Genomic DNA, 23,274 nt, shown 5'->3' with positions numbered 1-23,274 from the left:
GCCTACCGGGCGATGCAAGCAGCAGGACAACACACAGTGAGTACGCAAACCCATTACACGATCAAACGCGCGGCCGATGAAATCCGCACCGGCTGGGCCGTGTTCAATCTCAAAGACATCCGCGTGTCGTTGGTGTTCATCGCGCGCGACCAGGCCGAGCAAGAGCGCGACATCATGGAACGCGGCGTCCTGGAAATGAAATTCCGTTCATGGTTTCGCCTGGGCCGCGTGCGCTTTAACGAAAGCAATCTGTATCGCGGTAAGGTGGTGGCGCAAGGACGTCGCCATGTGATGATCTACGCAGGCAAAGGCCAGTTGCATTTGCTGGAGCTGTACTTGCTGCTGATTGCCGAAATCAAGCCGGTGCAAGGCCAACCGTTGATGTGCGAACTGAACAAAGGGCGCTTGCAACGGCTGCAGGCATAAAAAAGGCCCGTGACCTGGGGCGGGCCACGGGCGATGCGGTAAAACCAAGCCCTGCACGGCTTGCAGCAACCACTATAGGGGCATCGCCGCCGCGCCACCTTCACCGATGTTGCGCTGCGTGAACTGCCTCACAAGCATTACGCCGCCGCCGGAGCCAGTCGGAACTGCGCCGGCACTCGCTTTTGCCGCAGCGCCATAAACGGCTGCTCCACGGCACGATGCAATAACCACCCCGCCAACAAACACAGTGCGGTCACAACCGGTAGCCGCACGATCTCGGCCGGATGCCAACGCTCCAGCTGCTGCGCCACCACCCAGGCCACCGGCTTATGAATCAAATAAAACGAATAGGACCACAGCGCCAGCCGTTGCGCGCCCGGCATGCGTACGCGCGCCAACAGGCTGGACGGGCTTAACGCCGCCAGCACCAGCAGCGCAAAGGCGCCAGCGATGCCGGTATAGCCCAGCGCGGTCATCCAGAAGGTGTAGCCATAGCCTTCGATATACATGGCGCGATGCACCAGCCCCAGCATCACCAGCGTTGCCAACACACCCAGCAGCAAATTGCGCGAGCCGCGCGCCGTGATGCGTTGCCACAGTAGTGGATGCAAATGCCGCAGCATCGCCACGCCCACCCCGGGCAGAAATTCATCGGCACGGCATAGCGTGGAAAAATAGATGTACTTGTAATAAGTAAAGCCACGTGGATCTGGCCCGACTTCGCCCCAGTAATAAATACGCGTGGCAATGCCTGCGACCAGCAGCACACCCCACGCCCACCAGGCCGCACGTTTGGGCCAACGACGCGCCAGCAATACGCCCAGCGTGAGCAACAGCGGCAGCACCAGGTAAAACTGTTCTTCCACACACAAAGACCACGCGTGCGAAAACGCGGTGCCGGGCGTTAGCCACCAGTTCTGCGTAAACGTCAGAAAGCGCCAAAGCGGTGGCGGCGGATTGCCACCCAACTGGTCCGGGAAAATAAAAAACAGCGCCAGCGTCACCCAGAACACTGGCAGGGTTCGCAACGCCCTGCGCGCATAAAACGCTTTAAACGAGATGCGCTGGCCCTGCACCAGGCCGGCCAGCAACTGATTGGCGATCAGATAACCGCTCAGCACAAAAAACAGATCGACGCCCACCCAGCCGATTTCGCTGAACACGCCAAAGGTGTTGGTATGGCTGACGAACACGGCGTAGTGATACATAAACACCAGCGTAATCGCGGCGGCGCGCAGCGTATCAAGGCCATGGTTGCGGTGGGCGGAAGCGGTCATCAAACACCTGCAGGCAATCAAAAATGCGCCGCGCCGGTTACATCGCAAGGCGGGCAAACCAGCGCGCGATCTTACACATGATTTACTCGTAGAGTGAGCGCTCTTGTCCTCAGGAGTTCAACGTATGGCCTTGCAACAAGCATCCGACCTCAACGGCGCGTGGCGTCTGCTTTCTGGCGAATTTGTCGAAGAGAACGGCCTAGTCACACATTACGATGAGGCCGGCGTGTCCTCGATCAAACTATTGATTGATGGCCACTTCAGCTTTACCAGCAGCAGCACAGGCGGGTTTTACGGTTGCGCCACCGGGCGCTATGAAGTGCGCGATGGCGGCGAATATATTGAATCGCCATTGCTGGCGTACAACCCATCGATGCTGGAGCGCCAGTTTGCCTTTAAAGCGCGTCTGGACGGCGACACCTGGATTAATGAGCGCTGGGAAAACGGACTACGCGTTGAACTGGAAACATGGCAACGAATTCGGGAATGAACGCCTTGTGTGACAGTGCGGCGGCGGCGGCCAAATCACAACGACCCCTCTTTAATCTAATGCATCAGATCACATATCTTATTTAAATTCATGTTTTAAACGGAATTTAAATTTCAGTCGCGACATTGAGTGACTGGTCACAATAAAAATGCGCCGCATATCCAGCGGCGCATTTTTATTTATTGCGGCTAGTCACTTATTCAATTGCCATGCCCAACTCGTGCATCAAAAACGCATATTGATCGGTGACCTGATCAATCAATTCCGACAGCGCCGTCCCCATGCCGTGGCCGCTGCTGGCGCTGGTACGCAGCAATACTGGATTGCCGGATGGATTGGCCGCCTGCAAACGCGCGATCATCTTGCGCGAGTGCGCTGGATTAACACGCCCATCATGATCACCCGTCAGCATCAATATTGACGGGTAAGCCGTGCCATCTTTAACGTGATGCAACGGCGAATAGGCATACAGCGCCGCGAATTGCGCCGGGTCTTTTACGCTGCCAAATTCGGTCACATTAAACGCGCCATTGGGGTCGAGTTCGACGCGCAACATATCGTAAATGCCCACCGAACTGACCACTGCGCGATAGAGATCGGGCCGTTGCGTCAGCGCGGCGCCCATCAACAAGCCGCCATTACTGCCGCCCATGATCGCCAGTTTTTGCGGGGAGGTATAACCGGCTTTTTCCAGATATTGCGCCGACGCAATAAAGTCATCGAACACGGTTTGCTTGTGCGTCAGATTGCCCGCCAGATGCCAGGCTTCGCCAAATTCGCCACCGCCGCGGATATTGGCAATGACGTAAACGCCGCCACGCGCCAGCCAGACACGCGATGCCGCGCTAAAGAATGGCGTCATGCTCACACCATAGCCGCCGTAGCCGTACAACAACGTCGGGTTGCTGCCGTCGAGTTTCGTGCCTTTGCGTTTAAGAATATTGAGTGGGATTTGCGTGCCATCTTTAGACGTCGCAAATTCGCGCACGATTTCGCTATCGCCGTAATCGGCCGCGGAGGTAACGGCCAGCGCGGTTTTATTCAGCGTATTGTCATCCACCGAATACCAGGCCATCGGGTTCAGATAGCTAGTGACATGCGCCAGCACACGGCCACGCGCATCAACCGCCAGATCATCCACGCCGCTCACCGCAGGCGTCGGCAATACGCGTTGCGCCTTGGTGCGCAGATCCACTTCCAGCAACTGCGACGGTCCACCGACCAGTTCGGCCACATACAAACGGCCTTTGCCCACCACAAAATGGTCGATGGTGCCCTCGCCCTGCGCCATTACGGTTTGCGCATGGGCCAGATCGGGCTTGCGCAGATCAAGGCGCAGCACTTTGCCGCGCGGCGCGGCGGCGCGTGACAACAGATATAGATAACCGTCTTCGCCGAACACCGCGTTTTTAACGCCGTCGGCATCCGCCGCCAATTTGCGCCAGCCGCCGCCGGCCGTGTTCTTGAAATACAACGCCGCGTCGCCGCCATCGCCATTGGCCACCATCACCGCCAGATAGCGACCATCGCGCGAGGCGCTCAACCGCGTTTCGGCAATGCGCGGAAAGTCTTTGCCCGCTTCATAGCGATCCTTGCGTGCATCGGTACCCAGCGCGTGGAAATACACTTGCTGATAAAAGTGGATGTCAGCCTCGGCACGCTCGCCCGGCGCGGGGTAGCGCGTGTAATACAGGCCGCTGCCGTTGCTGTCCCACGCCACCGTGCCGCCACCCGTTGGGTACGCCGCGCGCGGCACGCGGTCGCCACTGTCTTTGCCGGTTGCGGTGTCAAACACGTGCAACGTGCCGTCTTCGCTACCTTTTTCCGACAACGAGACCGCCACCTTGCCACCGTCGTTGGAAGGCATATAAAAATCGATCGTGACGGTGCCATCGGCGCTCAGCGTATTCGGGTCCAGCACTACTTTCTCGCTGGCCAGATCGTCGGGATTGCTCAGCGTCACCAGCAGTGGCTGCTGTTTGGGAGGTTGGCGTTTCATGGCAAACCAGACGCCACCGCGCTCCACCAGATCGAAATACGCGTTGGAATTCGAGGTAATCAAGGCGTTGATCTGCGTATGCAAGGCGGCGCGACCAGGCACGGCGTCCAACCATTGCCGGCTGAGCGCGTTCTCGCCCGCCACCCATTTCCGGGTTGCGGCACTGTCGCCGTCTTCCAGCCATTGATAATCATCGGTCACCGCAACACCGTGATAAGTATTCACCACGGGCTGGCGCGCGGCGGACGGATAGTCCAGCGCCAAAGCGGATTGCGTCGTAGCGGTGATCAACAGCGCCGCGAGCAGAGCAGGTTTCACAAACATGGCATGCCTCTGGGGGAAGGAAGCGGGTTTTATACCCGCATTCCCACCGCCCAGGGCAGCGCCGCTGTGTACGTTGTTGCGCGAGGGGTCTTACGCGCGGATTTGCTTGTACGCCGCGCGAATGATCGCACCAGCGTCCGGGTCGCCCTTGAGGATGGCCGACAGATAATTGCGTGCTTGTTCAAACGTAAAGTACGGCGGCAGCGGCGGCACATCGGGGTCGGTATACGCCTCGATCACGCACGGACGGCCGCACGAAAATGCTTCTTGCCACGCGGGCGCGATTTCTTCGGGATTGCCGATGCGGATGCCCTTAAAGCCCAGCAATTCGGCGTAAGCGGCATACGAGAAATCCGGCAAATCCTGCGAGCCGCTGAACTTGGCGTCACCTTCCATGGCGCGTTGTTCCCACGTCACCTGATTCAGATCGCGGTTATTCAGCACCAGCACCACAAAACGGGGATCAGCCCATTGTTTCCAGTATTTGGCCACCGTCACCAGTTCGGCATTGCCGTTCATTTGCATTGCGCCATCGCCCATCAAGGCAATCACCGGGCGATCGGGATGGGTAAATTTGGCGCCGATTGCATACGGCACCCCCGCGCCCATCGAGGCCAGACCGCCCGACAAGGAACCGGACATCCCCGGCCGCAATTTAACGTCGCGCGCATACCAGTTGGCCACCGAACCGCTATCGGCGCAGACTATGGCGCGCTCGGGCAGCAGCGGCGACAACTCCCACAGCACGCGTTGCGGATTAAGCGGGCTGGCGTCGACCATGGCGCGATTGCGCAAGGTGTCCCACCAGTCGCGCACATTGGCCATCACCTTGTTTTGCCAACTGCGGTCGGTTTTGGTTTGCAGCAGCGGCAGCAAGGCTTGCAGCGTGAGTTTGGTGTCGCCGACCAACGCGGCTTCCATCGGGTAGCGCAGGTTGATCATGGCCGGATCGATATCGATCTGCACGCCGCGCGCCTTGCCGGGTTCGGGCAGGAATTCGGAATAGGGAAAGCTGGAGCCGATCATCAGCAAGGTATCGCATTCCTGCATCAGATCCCAACTGGCGCGCGTGCCCAGCAAGCCGATCGAGCCAGTGACATACGGCAGCTCGTCCGGCAGCACCGCCTTGCCCAGCAAGGCTTTGGCGACGCCCGCGCCGAGCACGTCGGCAATCTTTTCCACTTCGGCAGTGGCATGCAATGCGCCTGCACCGACCAGAATCGCCACCTTCTGCCCCGCATTGAGAATCGCGGCGGCCTCGTGCAAGGACAGTGCGGATGGCTGCACGTTGGGCTCGACCAGACCGACACCCGAGAACACGCTGCCATGCGCGCGCGGCGGCAGCGGCACGGCGGGCAGCTCTTGGATATCGTTGGGCAGAATAATGGTGGTGACGGTGCGATGCGCTTGCGCAATGCGGAAAGCGCGATCGATCACGTGGCGCAATTGCGCCGGGTCGACCACCATTTGCACGTAATCGCTGACGTCGGCAAACAAATTGGCCAGATCCACTTCTTGCTGATAATGACTGCCCAGCGCCGAGCGCTTTTGCTGGCCAATAATTGCCACCACGGGTTGGTGATCGGCTTTGGCGTCATACAAGCCATTCAGCAAATGGATGGCGCCCGGCCCGGAGGTGGCCATACACACACCGACACCGCCGCCAAATTTGGCTTGCGCCACCGCCATAAAGGCGGCCATTTCTTCATGCCGCACCTGCACGAATTCGATGCCGGTTTTGGTACGGCGCAATGCACCCATCACGCCATTGATGCCATCGCCCGGGTAGCCATAGACGCGTCGCACGCCCCATTCCGCCAATCGATCAACCAGAAATTCGCTGGTGGTTTGTGCCATCGTGCTACTCCTTGCAATGCAATCAGAAATCGGAATCGAGAAGTGCGGCTGCTGCTTACTGTGCGGCGACGGCCTCCGCGCTTTGCCAGCCGCCACCCAGCGCCTTGTACAACGCCACCAGGTTGCTGGCCGACGTCACCTGGCTCTGCAGCAATTGCTGCTGCGCCTGGTTGTAGTCGCGCTCGGCTTGCAGCACTTGCATAAACGGCACCAGACCATTGTGATAACGGGCAAAGCCGACCCGCACCGCGCGGTCGAGCTGGCCCACCTGGTCGTGTAATGACTTCTCGCGTTCGTGCTCACGCGCGCAGGCAATCAAGGCGTTATCGGCATCGTGATACGCGTTAAGTACGGTCTGGCGATATTGCAGCACGGCCTGTTGCTGCTGCGTATTGGCGATCTGCACATTGGCGCGTAGGCGACCGCCCTCAAAAATCGGAAACGACAACTGCGGCCCGACATTAAAAAAGCGCGCCGCCCAGGTTTTGAGATCGGGCCAGGTGGTGGACTGAAAGCCGCCGCCCAAATCCAGCGTCAGACTGGGAAACAAGGCCGCTTCGGCCACACCAATCTGCGCGGTCACCGCATGCACTTGCGCCTCAGCCTGGCGGACATCGGGGCGGCGGCGCAGCAGATCACCGGGCAGACCGACCGGCACCGCGGGCGGCTCGGGCGGCAGCGGCTGCGCCTGGTCCAGCAGCTGATTGAGCGCGCCGGGCGGCAGAGCCAGTAATTGGCTGAGCTGGTTTTCCAGTTGCGCTTGCTGTTGTTGTAACTGCGGCAATTGCGATTGCGTGCTGAGCTTTTGCGCATCGACCTGGGCGATTTCCGCATCGGTATCAAAGCCGTGCTCTTTACGCGACCGCGTAATCTCACCCAAGCGTTTCTGGATATTCAGGTCAATATCGATCAGCGCCAGTTGCGCCTGCACGCCGCGCAATTGCATATAGGTGCGCGCCACTTCCGCCGCCAGCGAGATCCGCGCATCCTGGCTACCCGCCACGGCGGCGTCGGTACTGGCATCGGCAGCTTCGACCTGGCGGCGCACCTTGCCCCACAAATCGAGTTCCCAACTGGCGTCAAAACCCAACTGGAACAGATTGAACGGCGCAAGCAGGCTGCCGGGTATCGGCATGCTGGAGCCGCCGCCCGAACTACCCCCGCTGGAACCACCACTGGCACCGCCGCCGCTGGAACCGCCCAGGCTGGTGGCTACGCCCTTCTCGCTGATTTTTTGCCGCGTTACCGACGCCGTGCCATCCACCTTGGGCCAATACGCGCCGGTGGCAGCGGCGCGTTGTGCGCGCGCCTGGGCAATGCGGTTGAGCGCCAATTGCACATCCAGACTCTGGACTTGCGCGTCATGCACCAACTGCGATAACACCGGATCGTTAAAGCTGTTCCACCAGTCATCACGCCAGACGCTGGCGCTGGCCGGTGCGCTGGCCACGGCGCTCGCGTTGGCTACCGCGACCGGGCTGGCAGTCAGGCTGGCCGCGGCGCTGGCGGCCGGGCCGGACCAGTTGGCCGGGGCTGAGGCTTCAGGCGTATGCCAGTCGGGGCCGACTGCAGCGCAGCCGCCCAAAACCACCAGCGTCATCAGACCAACGCTGCGCAAGGTTGGCTTAATGACCATGAGCGGCGCCTCCCTGTGGCAGATTCTTAAGCAATAAGGCCACCGGCCAAAGCGCGATACACGCCACACCAAACAGCCAGAAAATATCGAGATAACCCATCAATTGCGCCTGCGGTTGCACCAGTTGTTGACCCTGCTGCGCCAGCGCGGCGGCGCTGGCGGTAACGTCTTGCGGCAAGCGGCTAAGCGGCGAAATATGTTCGGCCAGCCGCGCGTGGTGAAATTGCTCGCGCCAGGCCAGCAACGTGGTGGCAAACGACACGCCCACACTGCCGCCCAGGTTGCGCGACAAATTCAGAATCGAAGACGCCTGACTGTTGCGGTCTTCCGGCACGCCGATATAGCCCGCGGCGGTAATCGAGACAAACAAGAACGGCAACGACACCGCCTGATAGGCCCGCGACAACGCGATATCGCTGAGCGAGGCTGTGGTGTCCAGATGACTGACGTGGATCATGGCCATACCCGAGATCACCAGCGAGGTCAGCACCAGCCATTTGGGCTGGATGACTCGCCCCACCACCAGCCCCGCCACCGGCATCATCAGCGTGGTGGCCAGGCCGCCCAGCGCCAGCGTTTTGCCTGCGGTCATGGCGTCATAACCCATCAGTTCCTGCGTCATTTGCGGGATGAGCTGGGTGGTGGAAAACAGCGTAAAGCCGATCACAAACATCACCACATTGGCGGCGGAGAACGAGCGCAGCTTGAACAATTTGACGTCAACCGCCGGGCGCGGGTGATTCCACTCCCAAAAAATCAGCGCGATCAGGGACACCACAAACACCACAAACATCATCGTGATCGAGGTCGAGGCAAAGCCGTCCTGCTGCTGGAAACGATCCAGTACCACCTGCAGAAAACCAAAGGTACTGGCGGTAAGCACAAAGCCGAGCCAGTCCAGCGGAATGCCACTGTTAAGCAATTCGTCTTTGTCTTTGGCCAGAATGGCGGGCTCGTCCACAAACAACTGGATCAGAGTGAGCGAAAGCAAACCGACCGGCACATTGATCAGGAAAATCCAGTGCCACGAAAAGGTGTCGGTTAGCCAGCCGCCTAGATACGGCCCGATCGCAGGCGCAAGCACCACGGTAACGCCGTACAGCGCAAACGCCTGGGCGTGTTTTTCCGGCGGAAAGCTGTCGGCGAAGATCGATTGTTCGGTCGGCGCCAGCCCGCCGCCGCCAATGCCTTGCAGCACGCGGAAGAACAACATCATCGGCAGATTGGTCGACAGCGCGCACATCAGCGAGCTGCCCGTAAAGATCGCCACGCAAATCATGTAAAAGCGTTTGCGCCCGATCAGCGTGGACAGCCAGCCCGAGATGGGCAGGATGATGGCGTTGCTGATCAGGTAGCTGGTGATGATCCAGGTGCTTTCATCCTGGCCCGCCCCCAAGCCGCCTGCGATATTGCGCAAGGCGACGTTGGCGATGGTGGTATCCAGCACTTCCATAAAACTGGCAATCGACACCACAAACGCAATCAACCAGGGGCTGTGATTGCCTGCGGCGGAACGAGGCAGCGCGGCGGCCATGCTTATTTCACCGTCACGGTGGGCACCACCGACATACCGGGCACCAGCAAATACTGGTGGATGCGGTCATCGTCAAACCAGATTTTGACCGGCAGCCGCTGCACCACTTTCACGTAGTTGCCGGTGGCGTTCTCCGCAGGTAGCTGGCTGAAATACGAGCCGGTGCCAGCCTGGATGCTGGCGACCTTGCCATTGAATTTAACGCCGGGATAGGTATCCACCTTGATCTCAACCGGCTGCCCGGCGTGCATATTGGTGAGCTGGGTTTCTTTGAAGTTGGCGGTAATCCACAGTTGCTGGCCGACGATGGCGAGCAAGGCCTGGCCCGGATTTACATAATTGCCGCTTTCCACCGACCGCTTGGTGATGCGGCCATCCACTGGCGCCACCACATGGGTGTAGGACAGTTGCAGCTCGGCCGCTTTGACTTGCGCGCGAGCGCTGACCACGGCGGCTTGCGCGGTTTTGACCTGAGCATAGGCTGCGTCGATCTGCCGATGCGACGCGCCCGCTTGCGCTTTGGCGGCCGCGACTTTAGCGGCATTGGTGCGATCTTGCGTTTGCGCCTGGTCCACTTGCTGCTGCGAAATCGCGTCTTTATCCACGCCTTCATAGCGCGCCCGATCCCGCGCCGAATTGCCTGCTTCTACTTCGGCCTCGTGCACCTGCGCATCGGCCTGACCGGCGTTGGCAGCGGCCACCTGGGTTTGTGCCCGCGCCTGCGCCAACTGGGCTTCAGCGTTAGCCAACTGGCCCAGAGCCTGATCCAGCTTCACCTGATAATCGCGTGCGTCGATTTCGAGCAAGGGCTGGCCGGCGTGCACGATCTCGTTATCGTCGACCAGCAATTTAACGACGCGCCCGCTAACTTGCGCCGCAATCTGGCTACCGCGGCCATCAATAAACGCATCGTCGGTGGAGACATGGCTGCGCGAATGCAGCCACGCGTATATGCCAGCGCACAGCAACAGGATGACCACGATGACGATGGCCAGCATAACCAGCGGGCGTTTATACAGCGGCTTTTTGTTCTTCTTTTTATCGTCCTTGCCATCGCCCTCGCCTTTGTCGTCCTTTTTGTCTTGATCGGACGCCGGTGCCGGCGCGGGCGCGTCCTGATCGGCATGGGTAACCGGGTGTTCGGCCTGGTCATCGTGACCGGAATGGTGAGCGGGTGCTGGCGTGGGTGTGGCGTCGGACATGGCGCATCCATAAAGCCAGCACTGCTGCGCTGGCGTTGAAGGAAAGAGGATTACAAACAAGGAAAGAGAATACAAAGCAAAGGGCTACAAACCGTGCCAGCCGGGCCTGTGAGCGTGGGTCGGCAAAGTCCGAAAGGCTTGCCGGGAGCGGGACTACAGCGACGATGTAGAGATTGCAATCAGGGGGCAGCGCTTGGCCCGGCCATTCCCCGCCGTTCGTGGCCTAAGGCCCGGCGGTGGCATAACCGAAATGTGCGTTGCCCCTTTGGGGTAACGCACCCTACGCGCTGCTTTTGCTGGGTTTGCTGGGTTTGCTGGAAATTTGAATTGCTTTAAGGTGGGCTGCGCATTTCTTGCGGGCGGCTTTGGGTGGTGGGTCTTGACCCACCCTATGCGACCGCAACGTAATCAGACGAAAGCGATAAGCACACGCAACGCCCATTCACTGCCACGGCCCAGCATCCACGCCCACCCGATGTTGCGCAGCAACGAGGCAGCAACCCTGGCTACGCCACGCCATCTCCTGAGCGCGCGAAGGTAGGAGACCAGCCCTATCGGGCTCCGACTGAGCGTCGCGTCCGCGGAGCGGCAGCTATGCAACCCAAAGGATGTGCTTGAGGCTTTTGACCTACCCCCGCATTGCGGCAGCTAAGGGCGGCCTCTTTGGTTACTTTCTCGGCTGTAGGAGAAAGTGACGTGCTCCCGGGCACCCCCGGGTATCAAAAATGCGCCGCAGGCTAAGCGGTTTATGACGTTCACGCCAGACGCCTAACACGGACACCCCTTCCCACTCCCCGCATACCGCGCATCAACGCAATACCGATGAAACTCCCGCCGCGTCATCGGCGCTACATCCGGATGCCGCTGCTGCATATGCTGCAAGTAATAATCATAATCCCGCACCCCCACCATCAAGCGCGCCATCTGCACCAGCTTATGCAACACGTCCTTGACGCGCTCCACCCAACTGCTTGCCAGCAATTGCTGATGTGCAAATTCCGCACGACTCAGGGCCGGAGCCCGCGCGCGTAACTGCAATTGCAGATAGCGCGCATAGGCCCGGTCCAGCTCATCGGCTGGTGCGTGCGCCGACAGCTCAAGCATGATGCGTTGCCCCGCCGCGCCATTCGATGTCGGCTTCGTGCGTGGTCGGTTGGCGCGACTTGAGCGCAGCGCGGATATTAAGCGCGGCCGAAACCAGCATCACCACGGCCACCAGCATAAAGAAACCGCATAGCGCTGCATTCACCTGGTTGTTAAGCACAATGCGTTGCATATCGTCGATGGTTTTAGCAGGTGCGAGGATGGTGCCTTGCTCAGCCGCAGCGCTGAACTTGTTGGCCACGGCCAGAAAACCAACCTTCGGATTATCGCTAAAGATCTTTTGCCAGCCTGCCGTCATCGAGCAGATAAACAACCACGCGGTCGGCAAAATCGTCACCCACGCGTAACGCTCTTTTTTCATCTTGAACAAAACCACCGTACCCAGGATCAGCGCCATCGAGGCCAGCATCTGGTTGCCGATGCCGAACAGCGGCCACAACGTGTTGATGCCGCCGAGCGGGTCCACCACGCCCTGATAGACAAAGTAACCCCAGCCTGCGACCGCCAGCGTGGTGCCGATCAGATTGCCACCCCAGCTATGGCTGCGAGCCAGTCTGGGGAAGGCCACACCGGCCAGATCCTGCACCATGAAACGGCAAGCGCGCGTACCGGCGTCGACGGCGGTCAGGATAAACAGCGCTTCAAACAGAATGGCAAAGTGATACCAGAACGCCATCAGCGCGCGGCTGTTGAACACATCGGACACGATATGCGCCATGCCGACCGCGAATGTTGGCGCACCGCCAGCGCGGGACAGGATGGTTTTTTCGCCGACATCACGTGCAACGGCCAGCAAGGTGTCCGGCGTAACCACAAAGCCCCAGCTATTGATGGCCACAGAGGCGGTTTCGACGGTTTTGCCAATCACCGCGGCTGGCGAGTTCATCGCAAAGTACACGCCCGGATCGATGACCGACGCGCAGATCAGCGCCATGATGGCGACGAACGATTCCATCAGCATCGCGCCGTAGCCAATCGCGCGAATATGGCTTTCGCGCTCAATCAACTTGGGCGTGGTGCCGGAAGCCACCAAGGCATGAAAGCCCGAAATCGAACCGCACGCAATCGTGATAAACAGAAACGGAAACAGCCCGCCGCTGAACACCGGGCCGGAGCCATCGATAAAGCGCGACACTGCGGGCATTTTCAGGTCGGGCGCGGCAAATACGATGCCGATGGCCAAGCCGACAATCACGCCAATCTTGAGGAAGGTGGACAGGTAATCCCGTGGTGCCAGCAGCAACCACACCGGCAACACTGAAGCGATAAAGCCGTAGATCACCAGGGCAATGGTCATCTGCGTGCCATTGAGCGTAAACAGCGGGCCCCAGGTCGGGCTCTGCGCGATATCGCCGCCGAAGATAATCGCCGCCATCATCAGCACAAAGCCGATCACCGAAATCTCGGCAATACGACCCGGGCGGATATAGCGCATATACACGCCCATAAACAAGGCGATCGGAATGGTGGCCGCGATGGTAAACGCGCCCCACGGGCTATCGGCCAAGGCTTTGACCACCACCAGGGCCAGTGCCGACAGGATGATAATCATCACGCCTAACGCGCCCAACATCACCACCACACCCGCAAACGGCCCCAGTTCCTGCTTGGCCATTTCGCCCAGCGAACGGCCGTCGCGGCGCGTTGAGATAAACAGCACCAGAAAATCCTGCACGGCGCCAGCCAGCATCACGCCAATCAAAATCCACAGCGTGCCCGGCAGATAACCCATTTGCGCCGCCAGAATTGGCCCTACCAGCGGCCCTGCGCCAGCAATGGCGGCGAAGTGGTGGCCAAACAGGACGAACTTGTTGGTAGGCACGTAATCGAGGCCGTCGTTGCGGCGTTCAGCTGGCGTTTTGCGACTGTCGTCGAGCTCGAACACTTTGGTGGCGATAAAACGGCTGTAGAAGCGGTAAGAGATGGCGTAACAGGCGATCGCCGCCACCACAATCCAGACGGCATTAACGTGCTCGCCGCGACTGAGCGCCAGAATGCCAAAGGCAATCGCGCCTACGATGGCCACCGCCACCCATAACAATTTGTCTTGAATACGGCCCATGCGCTTCCCCGAGATTGAATTCGAATGCAAGCCGCGCCGAAAGCATTTTAAACGCTTTGGCGCGTTTTCGTAGTCTATACAAACACACTACGTCTTTCATCACTCTTTCGCGATTCGGAGAAAAATAGAATTTTCTGATTGCCGGGGCGGTGCGGCAAAAATAAAGGCCCGGTTTAACCGGGCCCGGGGGACAAGCGTGGAATGCGATTACAGGCCGCGTTCCAGATCGGCGATCAGATCGCTGATATGCTCCAGACCTACCGAAATACGCACCAGCCCGTCGCCTATGCCGGCACGGGCACGGGCTTCTGGCGTCAAGCGACCATGCGAGGTGCTGGCCGGGTGCGAAATGGTGGTGCGCGTGTCGCCCAGGTTGGCGGTGCGCGACATCAGCTGCACGGCGTCGATCAGTTTCCATGCGGCTTCTTTGCCACCCTTCAGATCAAACGACACCACGCCGCCATGTCCACTTTGCTGCTTGTTGGCCAGTTCGTGACGCGGGTGATCTTTCAGGCCGGTGTAATACACTTTTTCGATGGCAGAATGCGTTTGCAGCCAACTCGCCAACTGGATGGCGTTATCGCAGTGCGCTTTCATGCGCAGCGACAAAGTTTCGAGCCCCTTCAACAACACCCAGGCGTTAAACGGCGACAAAGTTGGGCCCGCGGTGCGCAGAAACAAATACACCGGTTCGATCAATGCGCTGCTGCCGACCACTGCACCACCCAGAACGCGGCCCTGACCGTCAATATATTTGGTGGCCGAATGCACCACGATATCCGCGCCAAAACGCAGCGGCTGTTGCAGCGCGGGCGAGCAGAAGCAGTTATCCACCGTCAACAGTGCGTTGTTGGCGTGCGCGACATCGGCAATCGCTTGAATATCGGCCACATCCACCAGCGGGTTGGACGGCGTCTCGAGGAAGAACAAGCGCGTATTCGGGCGCACCGCCGCTTGCCATTCGGCAATATCCAGCGGCGAAACGTAGCTGACTTCGATGCCAAAACGCGTCAGATAGTTATTGAAGAAAGTCATGGTCGAGCCGAACAGCACATTCGACGCAACGATATGGTCGCCTGCTTTCAGGTGCGCCATGCACAACGAGGTGATCGCGCTCATGCCCGAGGCGGTGGCCACGGCGCGCTCGGCGCCTTCCAGCGCGGCTAGACGCTGTTCAAACGCCGACACGGTGGGATTGGTAAAGCGCGAATAGGTATAGCCGGGGATCTGGCCGGAGAACATCAACGCCGCTTGCTCGGCGTTTTCCATTACAAAGCTTGAGGTCAGGTACATCGCATCGGAATGCTCACCAAATTGCGAGCGTTCGGTACCGGCGCGCACAGCCAACGTGTCGCGATGCAGCTTTGAATAATCCAGATCCGCCATGTCCATCCCTTCCTTGTCGTTAGAAACAACATAGGGTGGGTCAAGACCCACCAACCAGAGTGGCATAACCGGACATTGATGTCCGGACGCCTGGCTTTGGTTGGTGGGTCTTGACCCACCCTATGGGTGCTGCGATTACATCAGGTTTTGTTCGGCCACACCAATGTTCATGTCGAGCAAACCGGCCTCGGTGGTGCGGTTGGACAGCGGCGACAGGCGCTTGGCTTCCAGTTGGTCCAGGTACTCGTCGGTGATATCGCCGGTGATGTAGTTACCGTCAAAACACGAGGTTTCGAATTCCGAAATCTTGCCGCCGCTGGCTTCGGTACACGCCAGAATCAGATCGCTCAGGTCTTGATAGATCACCGCATCGGCGCCGATTTCATCGGCAATTTGCGCAGCGGTGCGACCGGTGGCGATCAGTTCGGCACGCGTCGGCATATCGATGCCATACACATGCGGGAACATCACCGGCGGCGCAGCCGAAGCCAGGTAGACCTTGCGGGCACCCGCTTCACGCGCCATCTGCACGATTTCTTTGGAGGTGGTGCCGCGTACGATGGAGTCGTCTACCAGCAACACGCTGCGGCCGGCAAATTCCACGCCGATCGGATTGAGCTTCTGGCGCACCGACTTCTTGCGCGACGCCTGGCCTGGCATGATAAATGTGCGGCCGATATAGCGGTTTTTGATAAAGCCTTCGCGGTACGGCAAATCCAGCTTGATGGCTAGTTGCAACGCCGAAGCGCGGCTGGTGTCAGGAATCGGGATAACCACGTCGATATCGAGATCAGCGACTTCACGCGCGACTTTTTTGGCCAGGTATTCACCCATCTTCAGACGCGCTTCGTACACCGAAATGCCGTCGATGATGGTGTCCGGGCGGGCAAAGTACACGTGTTCGAAAATACACGGCACCAGCTGCGCGGCAGGATGACATTGGCGACTGCTGAATTCGCCACCAAACGAGATATACACGCCCTCGCCCGGCGCGATGTCACGCAGGCGCTTGAAGCCCAGCGTATCCAGCGCAACCGATTCGCTGGCAACCAGGTATTCCGGGCCTTCCGGCGTATCGTGCATACCCAGCGTCAGCGGTCGAATACCGTGCGGATCGCGAAACGCGACCAGACCGTAGCCTGCAATGATCGCGACCACTGCGTAAGCGCCTTTTACACGCTTGTGCACGGCGGCGATGGCTTCAAAAATAATGTCCTGATCCAGCTGGAAGCCGTTGGCGCGTTTCTGCAATTCGTGGGCAAACACGTTCAGCAGCGCTTCGGAATCCGAATTGGTATTGATATGCCGCAAGTCAGTCCGATACATCTCGTCCTTGAGCTTGCTGTCATTGGTCAGGTTGCCGTTGTGCGCCAGCACGATGCCGAACGGGCTGTTGACGTAGAACGGTTGCGCTTCGGCCAGGCTGCTGGCCGAACCGGCGGTGGGATAGCGCACGTGGCCAATGCCCGTGTTGCCCCACAGCGAGCGCATGTTGCGGGTGCGGAACACGTCGCGCACCAGCCCTTGGCCTTTGTGCATGTGCAGCCGTTGTTCTTCGGCGGTGACGATGCCGGCCGCATCCTGGCCCCGATGCTGTAGCACCAGCAGGCCGTCGTATAACAATTGGTTGACCGGAGATTTGGCGACTACGCCCAGGATGCCACACATGCTGAATGCCTCTTGAATCTGCTAAAACCAGTTACCGGAAAAACGATCAACGTTCCGCGCCATCAATCGTAATGGATGTGCGCCGCCACTTGCTGGGGCAGCCAGGGCAGCGTCATGCGCGCCGCTTCTTCGAACATGGGGCTGAACATGGCATTTCGCCAGAGCGGGCTTTGTGGAACCTGGGTAAGCCCGGCCAGCAATACCAACATCAACGTAAACAGAAAGCCGCGAGCCAGTCCGAACACCGAGCCCGCCAGCCGATCCAGCGGCTTGAGCCCGGTGGCCGTCAGAAACTGGCCCAGCGTAATGCGGATCAGCGAGCACAACAGCCAGCTGCCAAAAAAGATCATGACCAATGCGGCCAGATAACGTAACTGATCGGTGGGTAGCGCTTGCGGCATGAACACCGCCACGGCGCTGGCGAAATGAAACGCCAGCCACGCCGACGCAGCCCAGCCCACCAGCGCCATGACTTCCTGCACCAGCCCGCGCATTACCGATAACAGGATCGATAGACCGAGGATTGCCAGTACCAGGTAGTCGAACAGCGTCATGCCGGCACCTGCTTGCTACCGTGGCGTGCGTTGCGGTGGATCATCGTTATTTGCTGACCACCTGGCCCTGGTAACCCAGTGCGCCAAGTTTTTTGTTGATTGCGTACGCCTCGTTGGCCAGGATCGGGCCCACCCGCACGCGGGTCAGCGTGCCGTTGCTGGTGGTTACCTTCTCGGCGTAGGCCGGCATCCCTGCGGCCTTCAGCTTGCTCACGGTCTGACGCGCTTTTTCTGCATCACCAAACGCGCCCAGCTGCACATAGTGGCGCGGCGAATTGTCGTCTTTCTTCGCGCTGGTCGCGTCATCCATGCCGTTAAGAATGCGTTCCGGGTCATTGGCGGCAGGCTTGCTGTCTTTGACCGTGTCTTTCACATCTTTGACGGCCGGTTTCGGCGTTGGCGTGGGTTTCGGTTTGGCGACAGCCCCCTTGGCTGGCGTCGGCTTGGGTGTATGCGCGTCTTCATCATCCGCACCCGGGCGCACCAGCTTGCCGGGTAACAGTGTGGAGGCATGCGTCGGTTCGCTGTTATGCGCCACCACGGCAGGCGGCGGCACGGCAGCGGGCGCGGAACCCGCAGGCACCAGCACCGGTTGCGGCGCGACGGCAGCTGCGCTGGCATCCATGCCGGCATCAACCCCATCGTTAGCGATGACGACCTGCGACGCGACGCCAGAGCTGGGCGCGCTGGCGATGATTTCCACCGCGTGCTGCGACACCAGATTGGTCGGCGGTTGGGAATCCAGTACGGTCCAGAGAACGGTAAGGGAAAAAACAACCAGGGCGATTGCGCCAACCAGGCGACGACGCGCCCGCTTGCGCAGGTATTGCAGTTCTTCTGGAACGTTATCTCGAGCCATGCTGGGCGTTCATCACTTCGGCGACGGTGTAGAAGGATCCAAAGACCAGGATTCTATCAGCTTCCGCAGCCTGCTCACAGGCTGCTTGCCATGCCGCGGACACCGATGCAAAACCGGCTTGCGGCGCTTGCGGCGCGACGCTGGATACGATAGAGGCGAGTTGTTCCACGCTGGCAGCGCGTGGCAGATCGGGCGCAGCCAGATACCAGCGATCAATGCGATCGGCCAGTGCGCTGACCACGCCGGCAATATCTTTGTCCGCCATCGCGCCAAATACGGCGTGAGTACGGGCGGAAAAGCCCATCTGGTCCAGCGCCGTACGCAATGCGCGCGCGGCGTGGGGGTTGTGGGCCACATCAAGTACGGTTTGCGGGCGACCGGGCAATACCTGGCATCGTGCGGGCCATTCCACTTCCAGCAAACCGCGTTTGATATCGCCGATGCCCGGCGGCAGGCGATCGCGCACCGCATCCAGCATGGCGATCGCGATGCTGGCGTTGGCCAGTTGATAAGGTCCGCGCAACGCCGGCAGCGGCAGGGCATGACGCGCGCCGTGCGGTGTCCAGCAAACCCACTGATTGCCCTCGCCTTCTTTGGCGTAACCAAAATCGCGGCCGATCAGCTGCAACGGCGCACCCACGCGTTCTGCGGCGTCGAGTATCGATTGCGGTGGATTGGGGTCGGCGCACAGCGCGGGTTTACCTGCACGGAAAATACCGGCCTTCTCCGCACCGATGCTTTCGCGGTTGTCACCCAGCCAGGCTTGGTGGTCGAGGTCAATACTGACCACGCCCGCCACATCGGCATCGAAGGTATTTACCGAATCCAGCCGCCCGCCAAGGCCCACTTCCATCACCGCCACATCGACCTTGTCGGCGATGAACTGGTGCATTGCAGCCAGCGTGCCAAATTCGAAATACGTGAGCGTGGTTTCGCCGCGTGCGGCTTCAATGGCACGGAAGCTGGCCACCAACTGTTCGTCGCTGGCGGGCTCCATATTGATGCGCACTCGCTCGTTGTAATGCAGCAGATGCGGCGAGGTAAACGTGCCCACCTTGTAACCGGCGGCACGCAACATGCTCGACATCATCGCGCAGACGGAGCCTTTGCCATTGGTGCCACCGACGGTGAGCACCGGAAAGGTGGGCTGCAAGCCCAGCGCGTCGCGTACCTGCGACACCCGGACCAGGCCCATATCGATCTCGCTGCTGTGCAGGCTTTCCAGATGGCTGAGCCACTCGGCCAGAGTGGCCGCGTCAAAGCGCGACATCAGTTCGCCGTGGCAACAGCAGGTTGGCGACTGAGCAGCGTCACCAGATCAGCAATCTTCTGGCGCTGTTCGCGGCGGTCGACGATCTGGTCGATGGCGCCTTTTTCCAGCAAAAATTCGGAGCGCTGGAAGCCTTCCGGCAGCGTTTCGCGCACGGTTTGTTCAATCACACGCGGACCAGCAAAGCCAATCAGCGCGCCCGGCTCGGCCAGCACCACATCGCCCAGGAAAGCAAACGAGGCCGACACGCCACCCATGGTCGGATCAGTCAGCAGGCTGATAAACGGCAGACCCGCTTGCGTCAGACGCGTCAATGCGGCGCTGGTCTTGGCCATCTGCATCAGCGAAGTCAGGCCTTCCTGCATGCGCGCGCCACCCGAAGCGGCCACACACATAAACGGCACATTGTTTTCAATCGCGGCTTTAACGCCGCGCACAAAGCGCTCGCCCACCACCGAGCCCATCGAGCCGGTAATGAAGTTGTATTCAAACACCGCCACCACGATGGGCACGTTCAGGATCGAGCCCTGCATCACCACCATGGCGTCGTCTTCGCCACTGGCTTCTTTGCTGCTAACCAGTTGATCGGCGTAACGCTTGGTGGCTTTGAACTTGAGGATGTCGACCGGCTGCACTTCAGCGCCAATCTCGAAACGCCCTTCCGCGTCCAGCAGGATGTCGAGACGACGCCGAGCGTTGATGCGGTTATGAAAATTACACTTCGGGCAAACGTCGAGGTTTTTCTCCAGATCCGTGCGATACAGCACCGCGCCGCAGGCCTGGCACTTGTGCCACAAGCCTTCCGGCACGGCTGAACGCGCACCCGGCTCGCGGGTTTTGTTGATCTTGGGGGGAAGCAGTTTTTGCAGCCAACTCATTTGTTAATACTCCTTATGCGCGAGCCGTATCCATGGCCGCACGGACGCCTTTGAGGAAGGCAGTCAGGCGTTCTGCCAGACCGTCTTCGCCGGCTTCCACTTCTTGCACCAGACGCGACCCGATCACCACGGCGTCGGCAATTTGCGCGACGCTGCGGGCGGTGTCGGCATCACGGATACCAAAGCCCACGCCGACCGGAATGCTGAGGTGCTGTTTAATCACCGCCAGCTTTTCGGCCACGTTCGAAAGATCAAGATGCGACGCGCCGGTCACACCTTTCAGAGAAACATAATAGCCATAGCCACTGGCCAGGCGATCAATGGCCTGCAGGCGCGACACCGGGGTCGTCGGCGCCATCAGGAAAATCGGGTCAATCTTATTGGCTTTCAACACATTGGCCAGCGGCTCGGCTTCTTCGGGCGGCATATCCACCACCAGCAAACCGTCGACGCCCGCGGCATGCGCGGTGGCGGCAAAGTCTTGATAACCCCAACGCTCCACCGGGTTGGCATAACCCATCAGCACCACGGGCGTGGCGGCGTTGGTCTTGCGAAATTCGGCAACCATCGCCACCACATGGCGCAGGCTGGTCTTATGCGCCAGCGCGCGTTCGTTAGCACGCTGGATGACCGGGCCATCGGCCATCGGATCAGAAAATGGCACACCCAGTTCGATCACATCGGCACCGCCATCCACCAGCGCGTGCATAAGTTCTACCGTAATACCGGGGCGCGGATCGCCTGCGGTGATATACGGGATCAGCGCTTGCCGGCCTTGTTGCGCCAGTGCGGCGAGCGTGTTCTGGATGCGGGACATAATCTTCCGTCTTTTAGTCTGAGGGTAGAAACGCGCCAGTTGCCCGTGTGGACGACCTGGCGCGCAGCGGATTAACGATCGCGAGTGATTACAGTTCGATACCGGCCAGGCGCGCCATGGTCGGGATATCTTTATCGCCGCGGCCGGACAGATTAACCAGAATCACCTGGTCCTTCGGCAACGTCTTAGCCAGTTTGGCCGCATGTGCCAGCGCGTGGCTGGATTCCAGCGCCGGGATGATACCTTCAAAACGACTCAGATCGTGGAATGCCGCGATGGCTTCGCTGTCGGTAACGGCCACGTATTCGGCGCGATGGATGTCTTTGAGATAGCAATGCTCCGGGCCGACGCCCGGATAATCGAGGCCCGCCGACACCGAATGGGTATCCGCCACCTGGCCATCTTCATCCTGCATCAGATACATGCGGTTGCCGTGCAGCACGCCGGTGCCAACGTTGGCGGTCAGCGGCGCGGCGTGACGGCCGGTTTCGACGCCATCGCCACCGGCCTCAACGCCGATCAGACGCACGCCTTCCACCGGCACATACGGGTGGAAAATGCCGATGGCGTTGGAACCGCCACCAACACATGCCACCACGTAATCGGGCTGACGGCCGATCATTTCGGGCATCTGCAATTTGGCTTCTTCGCCGATCACGCACTGGAAATCACGCACCAGCTTGGGATACGGGTGCGGGCCGGCGCAGGTGCCGATGATGTAATAGGTGCTATCGACGTTGGTCACCCAGTCGCGCATCGCCTCGTTCATGGCGTCTTTCAGCGTTTTGGAGCCCGACTCAACCGGCACCACAGTGGCGCCCAGCAGCTTCATGCGAAATACATTGGGCGACTGACGTTTGACGTCTTCGGCACCCATGTACACCACGCATTCCAGACCGTAACGCGCCGCCACGGTGGCCGTGGCCACGCCGTGCTGACCCGCGCCGGTTTCGGCAATCACGCGTTTCTTACCCATGCGGCGTGCCAGCAAGGCTTGGCCGATGGTGTTGTTTACTTTGTGCGCGCCGGTGTGGTTCAGGTCTTCACGCTTCAGATAAATCTGCGCGCCGCCCAGCAGTTCGGACCAGCGTTGGGCGTGATAAATCGGGGAAGGACGGCCCACGTAATGCTTGAGCTCGTGATGGTATTCGGCCATGAAAGCCGGATCGGCTTTGGCCTTTTCGTATTCGATGCGTAATTCATCCAGCGCGGGCATCAGGGTTTCGGCCACATAAATGCCACCGAACTGGCCAAAATGGCCCTGCAAATCAGGTTGGTCGTAACGAAGGAAATCGTTCATGCGCTTCTCGCTGCCTTGATGAATTGGACGATCTTGCCGTGATCCTTGATTCCGCGGCTGGCTTCAACGCCGCTGGATACATCCACCGCCCACGGTTTAACCGCAGCGATGGCCTCTGCCACATTGCCTGCATGCAGCCCGCCGGACAGTATCAACGGCAAGGGCAAATCTGCAGGAATCAGTGACCAATCAAATGCTTCGCCGGTACCGCCTGGGGTGCCTTCGACAAAGGCATCCACCAGCAACCCGCGCGCGTCATGGTAAAGCGCCGCGTATTCTAACAAATTTGTGCCCGGTTTTACTCGCACTGCTTTGATATACGGTCGGCCAAAGCTGCGACAGTATTCGGGCGACTCATCCCCATGAAACTGCAGCAGGTCCAGCGGCAGTTCGCGCAGGGTTTGCCGCAGCCAGTCGGCGTCGGCATTCACAAACAAACCCACCGTGGTCACAAATGCGGGCACCGCCGCCAACAATGCCTTGGCGGGCTCGACGTCGATATTGCGCGGACTGGGCGCGTAGAACACAAAACCGATTGCATCGGCGCCCGCCTTGGCTACCAGCCGGACGGTCGCTGCGTCACGCAAACCGCAAATCTTGATACGAGGAAAACGGTCAGGCATAGAGATAT

19 protein-coding genes are annotated in these 23,274 nt (G+C 59.8%); 2 read left to right on the top strand and 17 right to left on the bottom strand.

Annotation, left to right across the window (positions count from 1 at the left end):
* Window positions 1-36: 36 nt before the first annotated feature.
* Window positions 37-426, top strand: coding sequence for a hypothetical protein (locus WG78_RS12930; RefSeq protein WP_053938239.1), 390 nt, complete (start codon window positions 37-39; stop codon window positions 424-426).
* Window positions 427-563: 137 nt separating this feature from the next.
* Here the strand turns inward: WG78_RS12930 and WG78_RS12925 are convergent, their stop codons facing one another.
* Complete coding sequence (locus tag WG78_RS12925) at window positions 564-1,703, bottom strand: acyltransferase family protein (RefSeq protein WP_053938238.1); 1,140 nt, start codon at window positions 1,701-1,703, stop codon at window positions 564-566.
* A 124-nt stretch (window positions 1,704-1,827) separates the two neighbouring features.
* Here WG78_RS12925 and WG78_RS12920 point away from each other — a divergent pair, with 124 nt between their 5' ends.
* Window positions 1,828-2,193, top strand: coding sequence for a hypothetical protein (locus WG78_RS12920; RefSeq protein WP_053938237.1), 366 nt, complete (start codon window positions 1,828-1,830; stop codon window positions 2,191-2,193).
* A gap of 196 nt (window positions 2,194-2,389) precedes the next feature.
* Here the strand turns inward: WG78_RS12920 and WG78_RS12915 are convergent, their stop codons facing one another.
* The 16 genes from WG78_RS12915 to WG78_RS12840 form a co-directional block, all read right to left on the bottom strand.
* A complete protein-coding gene (locus WG78_RS12915) occupies window positions 2,390-4,516 on the bottom strand; it encodes a prolyl oligopeptidase family serine peptidase (protein ID WP_083459037.1) in 2,127 nt (708 codons plus the stop codon).
* Between the two features lie 90 nt (window positions 4,517-4,606).
* Complete coding sequence (locus WG78_RS12910; protein WP_053938236.1) at window positions 4,607-6,373, bottom strand: thiamine pyrophosphate-requiring protein; 1,767 nt, start codon at window positions 6,371-6,373, stop codon at window positions 4,607-4,609.
* A 55-nt stretch (window positions 6,374-6,428) separates the two neighbouring features.
* Window positions 6,429-8,009 (bottom strand): efflux transporter outer membrane subunit, encoded by a 1,581-nt coding sequence (locus tag WG78_RS12905; protein WP_053938235.1) that lies wholly within the window; start codon window positions 8,007-8,009, stop codon window positions 6,429-6,431.
* The gene (locus WG78_RS12900; protein ID WP_053938234.1) at window positions 7,999-9,543 is read right to left on the bottom strand and encodes a DHA2 family efflux MFS transporter permease subunit; all 1,545 of its coding nucleotides are present in this window, start codon (window positions 9,541-9,543) and stop codon (window positions 7,999-8,001) included. Before WG78_RS12900 ends, WG78_RS12905 begins: the two co-directional genes overlap by 11 nt.
* Before the next feature lie 2 nt (window positions 9,544-9,545).
* Window positions 9,546-10,745, bottom strand: a complete 1,200-nt coding sequence (locus WG78_RS12895; RefSeq protein WP_053938233.1) for an HlyD family secretion protein — start codon at window positions 10,743-10,745, stop codon at window positions 9,546-9,548.
* 768 nt (window positions 10,746-11,513) lie between these two features.
* Window positions 11,514-11,849 carry a YbdD/YjiX family protein gene (locus WG78_RS23255; protein WP_053938232.1) on the bottom strand — a complete coding sequence of 112 codons (336 nt, stop codon included), beginning with the start codon at window positions 11,847-11,849 and terminating at the stop codon, window positions 11,514-11,516.
* Window positions 11,842-13,911 carry a carbon starvation CstA family protein gene (locus WG78_RS12885; RefSeq protein ID WP_053938231.1) on the bottom strand — a complete coding sequence of 690 codons (2,070 nt, stop codon included), beginning with the start codon at window positions 13,909-13,911 and terminating at the stop codon, window positions 11,842-11,844. Before WG78_RS12885 ends, WG78_RS23255 begins: the two co-directional genes overlap by 8 nt.
* 207 nt (window positions 13,912-14,118) lie before the next feature.
* Window positions 14,119-15,297 (bottom strand): O-succinylhomoserine sulfhydrylase, encoded by a 1,179-nt coding sequence (locus WG78_RS12880; RefSeq protein WP_053938275.1) that lies wholly within the window; start codon window positions 15,295-15,297, stop codon window positions 14,119-14,121.
* Between the two features lie 135 nt (window positions 15,298-15,432).
* Window positions 15,433-16,965 (bottom strand): amidophosphoribosyltransferase, encoded by a 1,533-nt coding sequence (purF, locus tag WG78_RS12875; protein WP_053938230.1) that lies wholly within the window; start codon window positions 16,963-16,965, stop codon window positions 15,433-15,435.
* A gap of 62 nt (window positions 16,966-17,027) precedes the next feature.
* Window positions 17,028-17,519, bottom strand: a complete 492-nt coding sequence (locus tag WG78_RS12870) for a CvpA family protein (RefSeq protein WP_053938229.1) — start codon at window positions 17,517-17,519, stop codon at window positions 17,028-17,030.
* A 46-nt stretch (window positions 17,520-17,565) separates the two neighbouring features.
* A complete protein-coding gene (locus WG78_RS12865) occupies window positions 17,566-18,378 on the bottom strand; it encodes an SPOR domain-containing protein (RefSeq protein ID WP_053938228.1) in 813 nt (270 codons plus the stop codon).
* Window positions 18,365-19,648: a bifunctional tetrahydrofolate synthase/dihydrofolate synthase gene (gene folC / locus WG78_RS12860; protein ID WP_053938227.1), complete on the bottom strand. Its 1,284-nt coding sequence runs from the start codon at window positions 19,646-19,648 to the stop codon at window positions 18,365-18,367. Before folC ends, WG78_RS12865 begins: the two co-directional genes overlap by 14 nt.
* Window positions 19,648-20,526, bottom strand: a complete 879-nt coding sequence (gene accD, locus WG78_RS12855) for an acetyl-CoA carboxylase, carboxyltransferase subunit beta (RefSeq protein WP_053938226.1) — start codon at window positions 20,524-20,526, stop codon at window positions 19,648-19,650. Before accD ends, folC begins: the two co-directional genes overlap by 1 nt.
* A gap of 13 nt (window positions 20,527-20,539) precedes the next feature.
* Window positions 20,540-21,343, bottom strand: a complete 804-nt coding sequence (gene trpA, locus WG78_RS12850; protein WP_053938225.1) for a tryptophan synthase subunit alpha — start codon at window positions 21,341-21,343, stop codon at window positions 20,540-20,542.
* 88 nt (window positions 21,344-21,431) lie between these two features.
* Window positions 21,432-22,643 carry a tryptophan synthase subunit beta gene (gene trpB, locus WG78_RS12845; protein WP_053938224.1) on the bottom strand — a complete coding sequence of 404 codons (1,212 nt, stop codon included), beginning with the start codon at window positions 22,641-22,643 and terminating at the stop codon, window positions 21,432-21,434.
* The gene (locus WG78_RS12840) at window positions 22,640-23,266 is read right to left on the bottom strand and encodes a phosphoribosylanthranilate isomerase (protein ID WP_053938223.1); all 627 of its coding nucleotides are present in this window, start codon (window positions 23,264-23,266) and stop codon (window positions 22,640-22,642) included. The genes trpB and WG78_RS12840 overlap by 4 nt, the downstream gene beginning before the upstream one ends.
* Window positions 23,267-23,274 lie beyond the last annotated feature (8 nt).

The sequence above is a fragment of the Amantichitinum ursilacus genome (genome assembly GCF_001294205.1).
GTDB lineage: Bacteria > Pseudomonadota > Gammaproteobacteria > Burkholderiales > Chitinibacteraceae > Amantichitinum > Amantichitinum ursilacus.
This window is presented reverse-complemented; position numbering and strand designations above follow the sequence as displayed.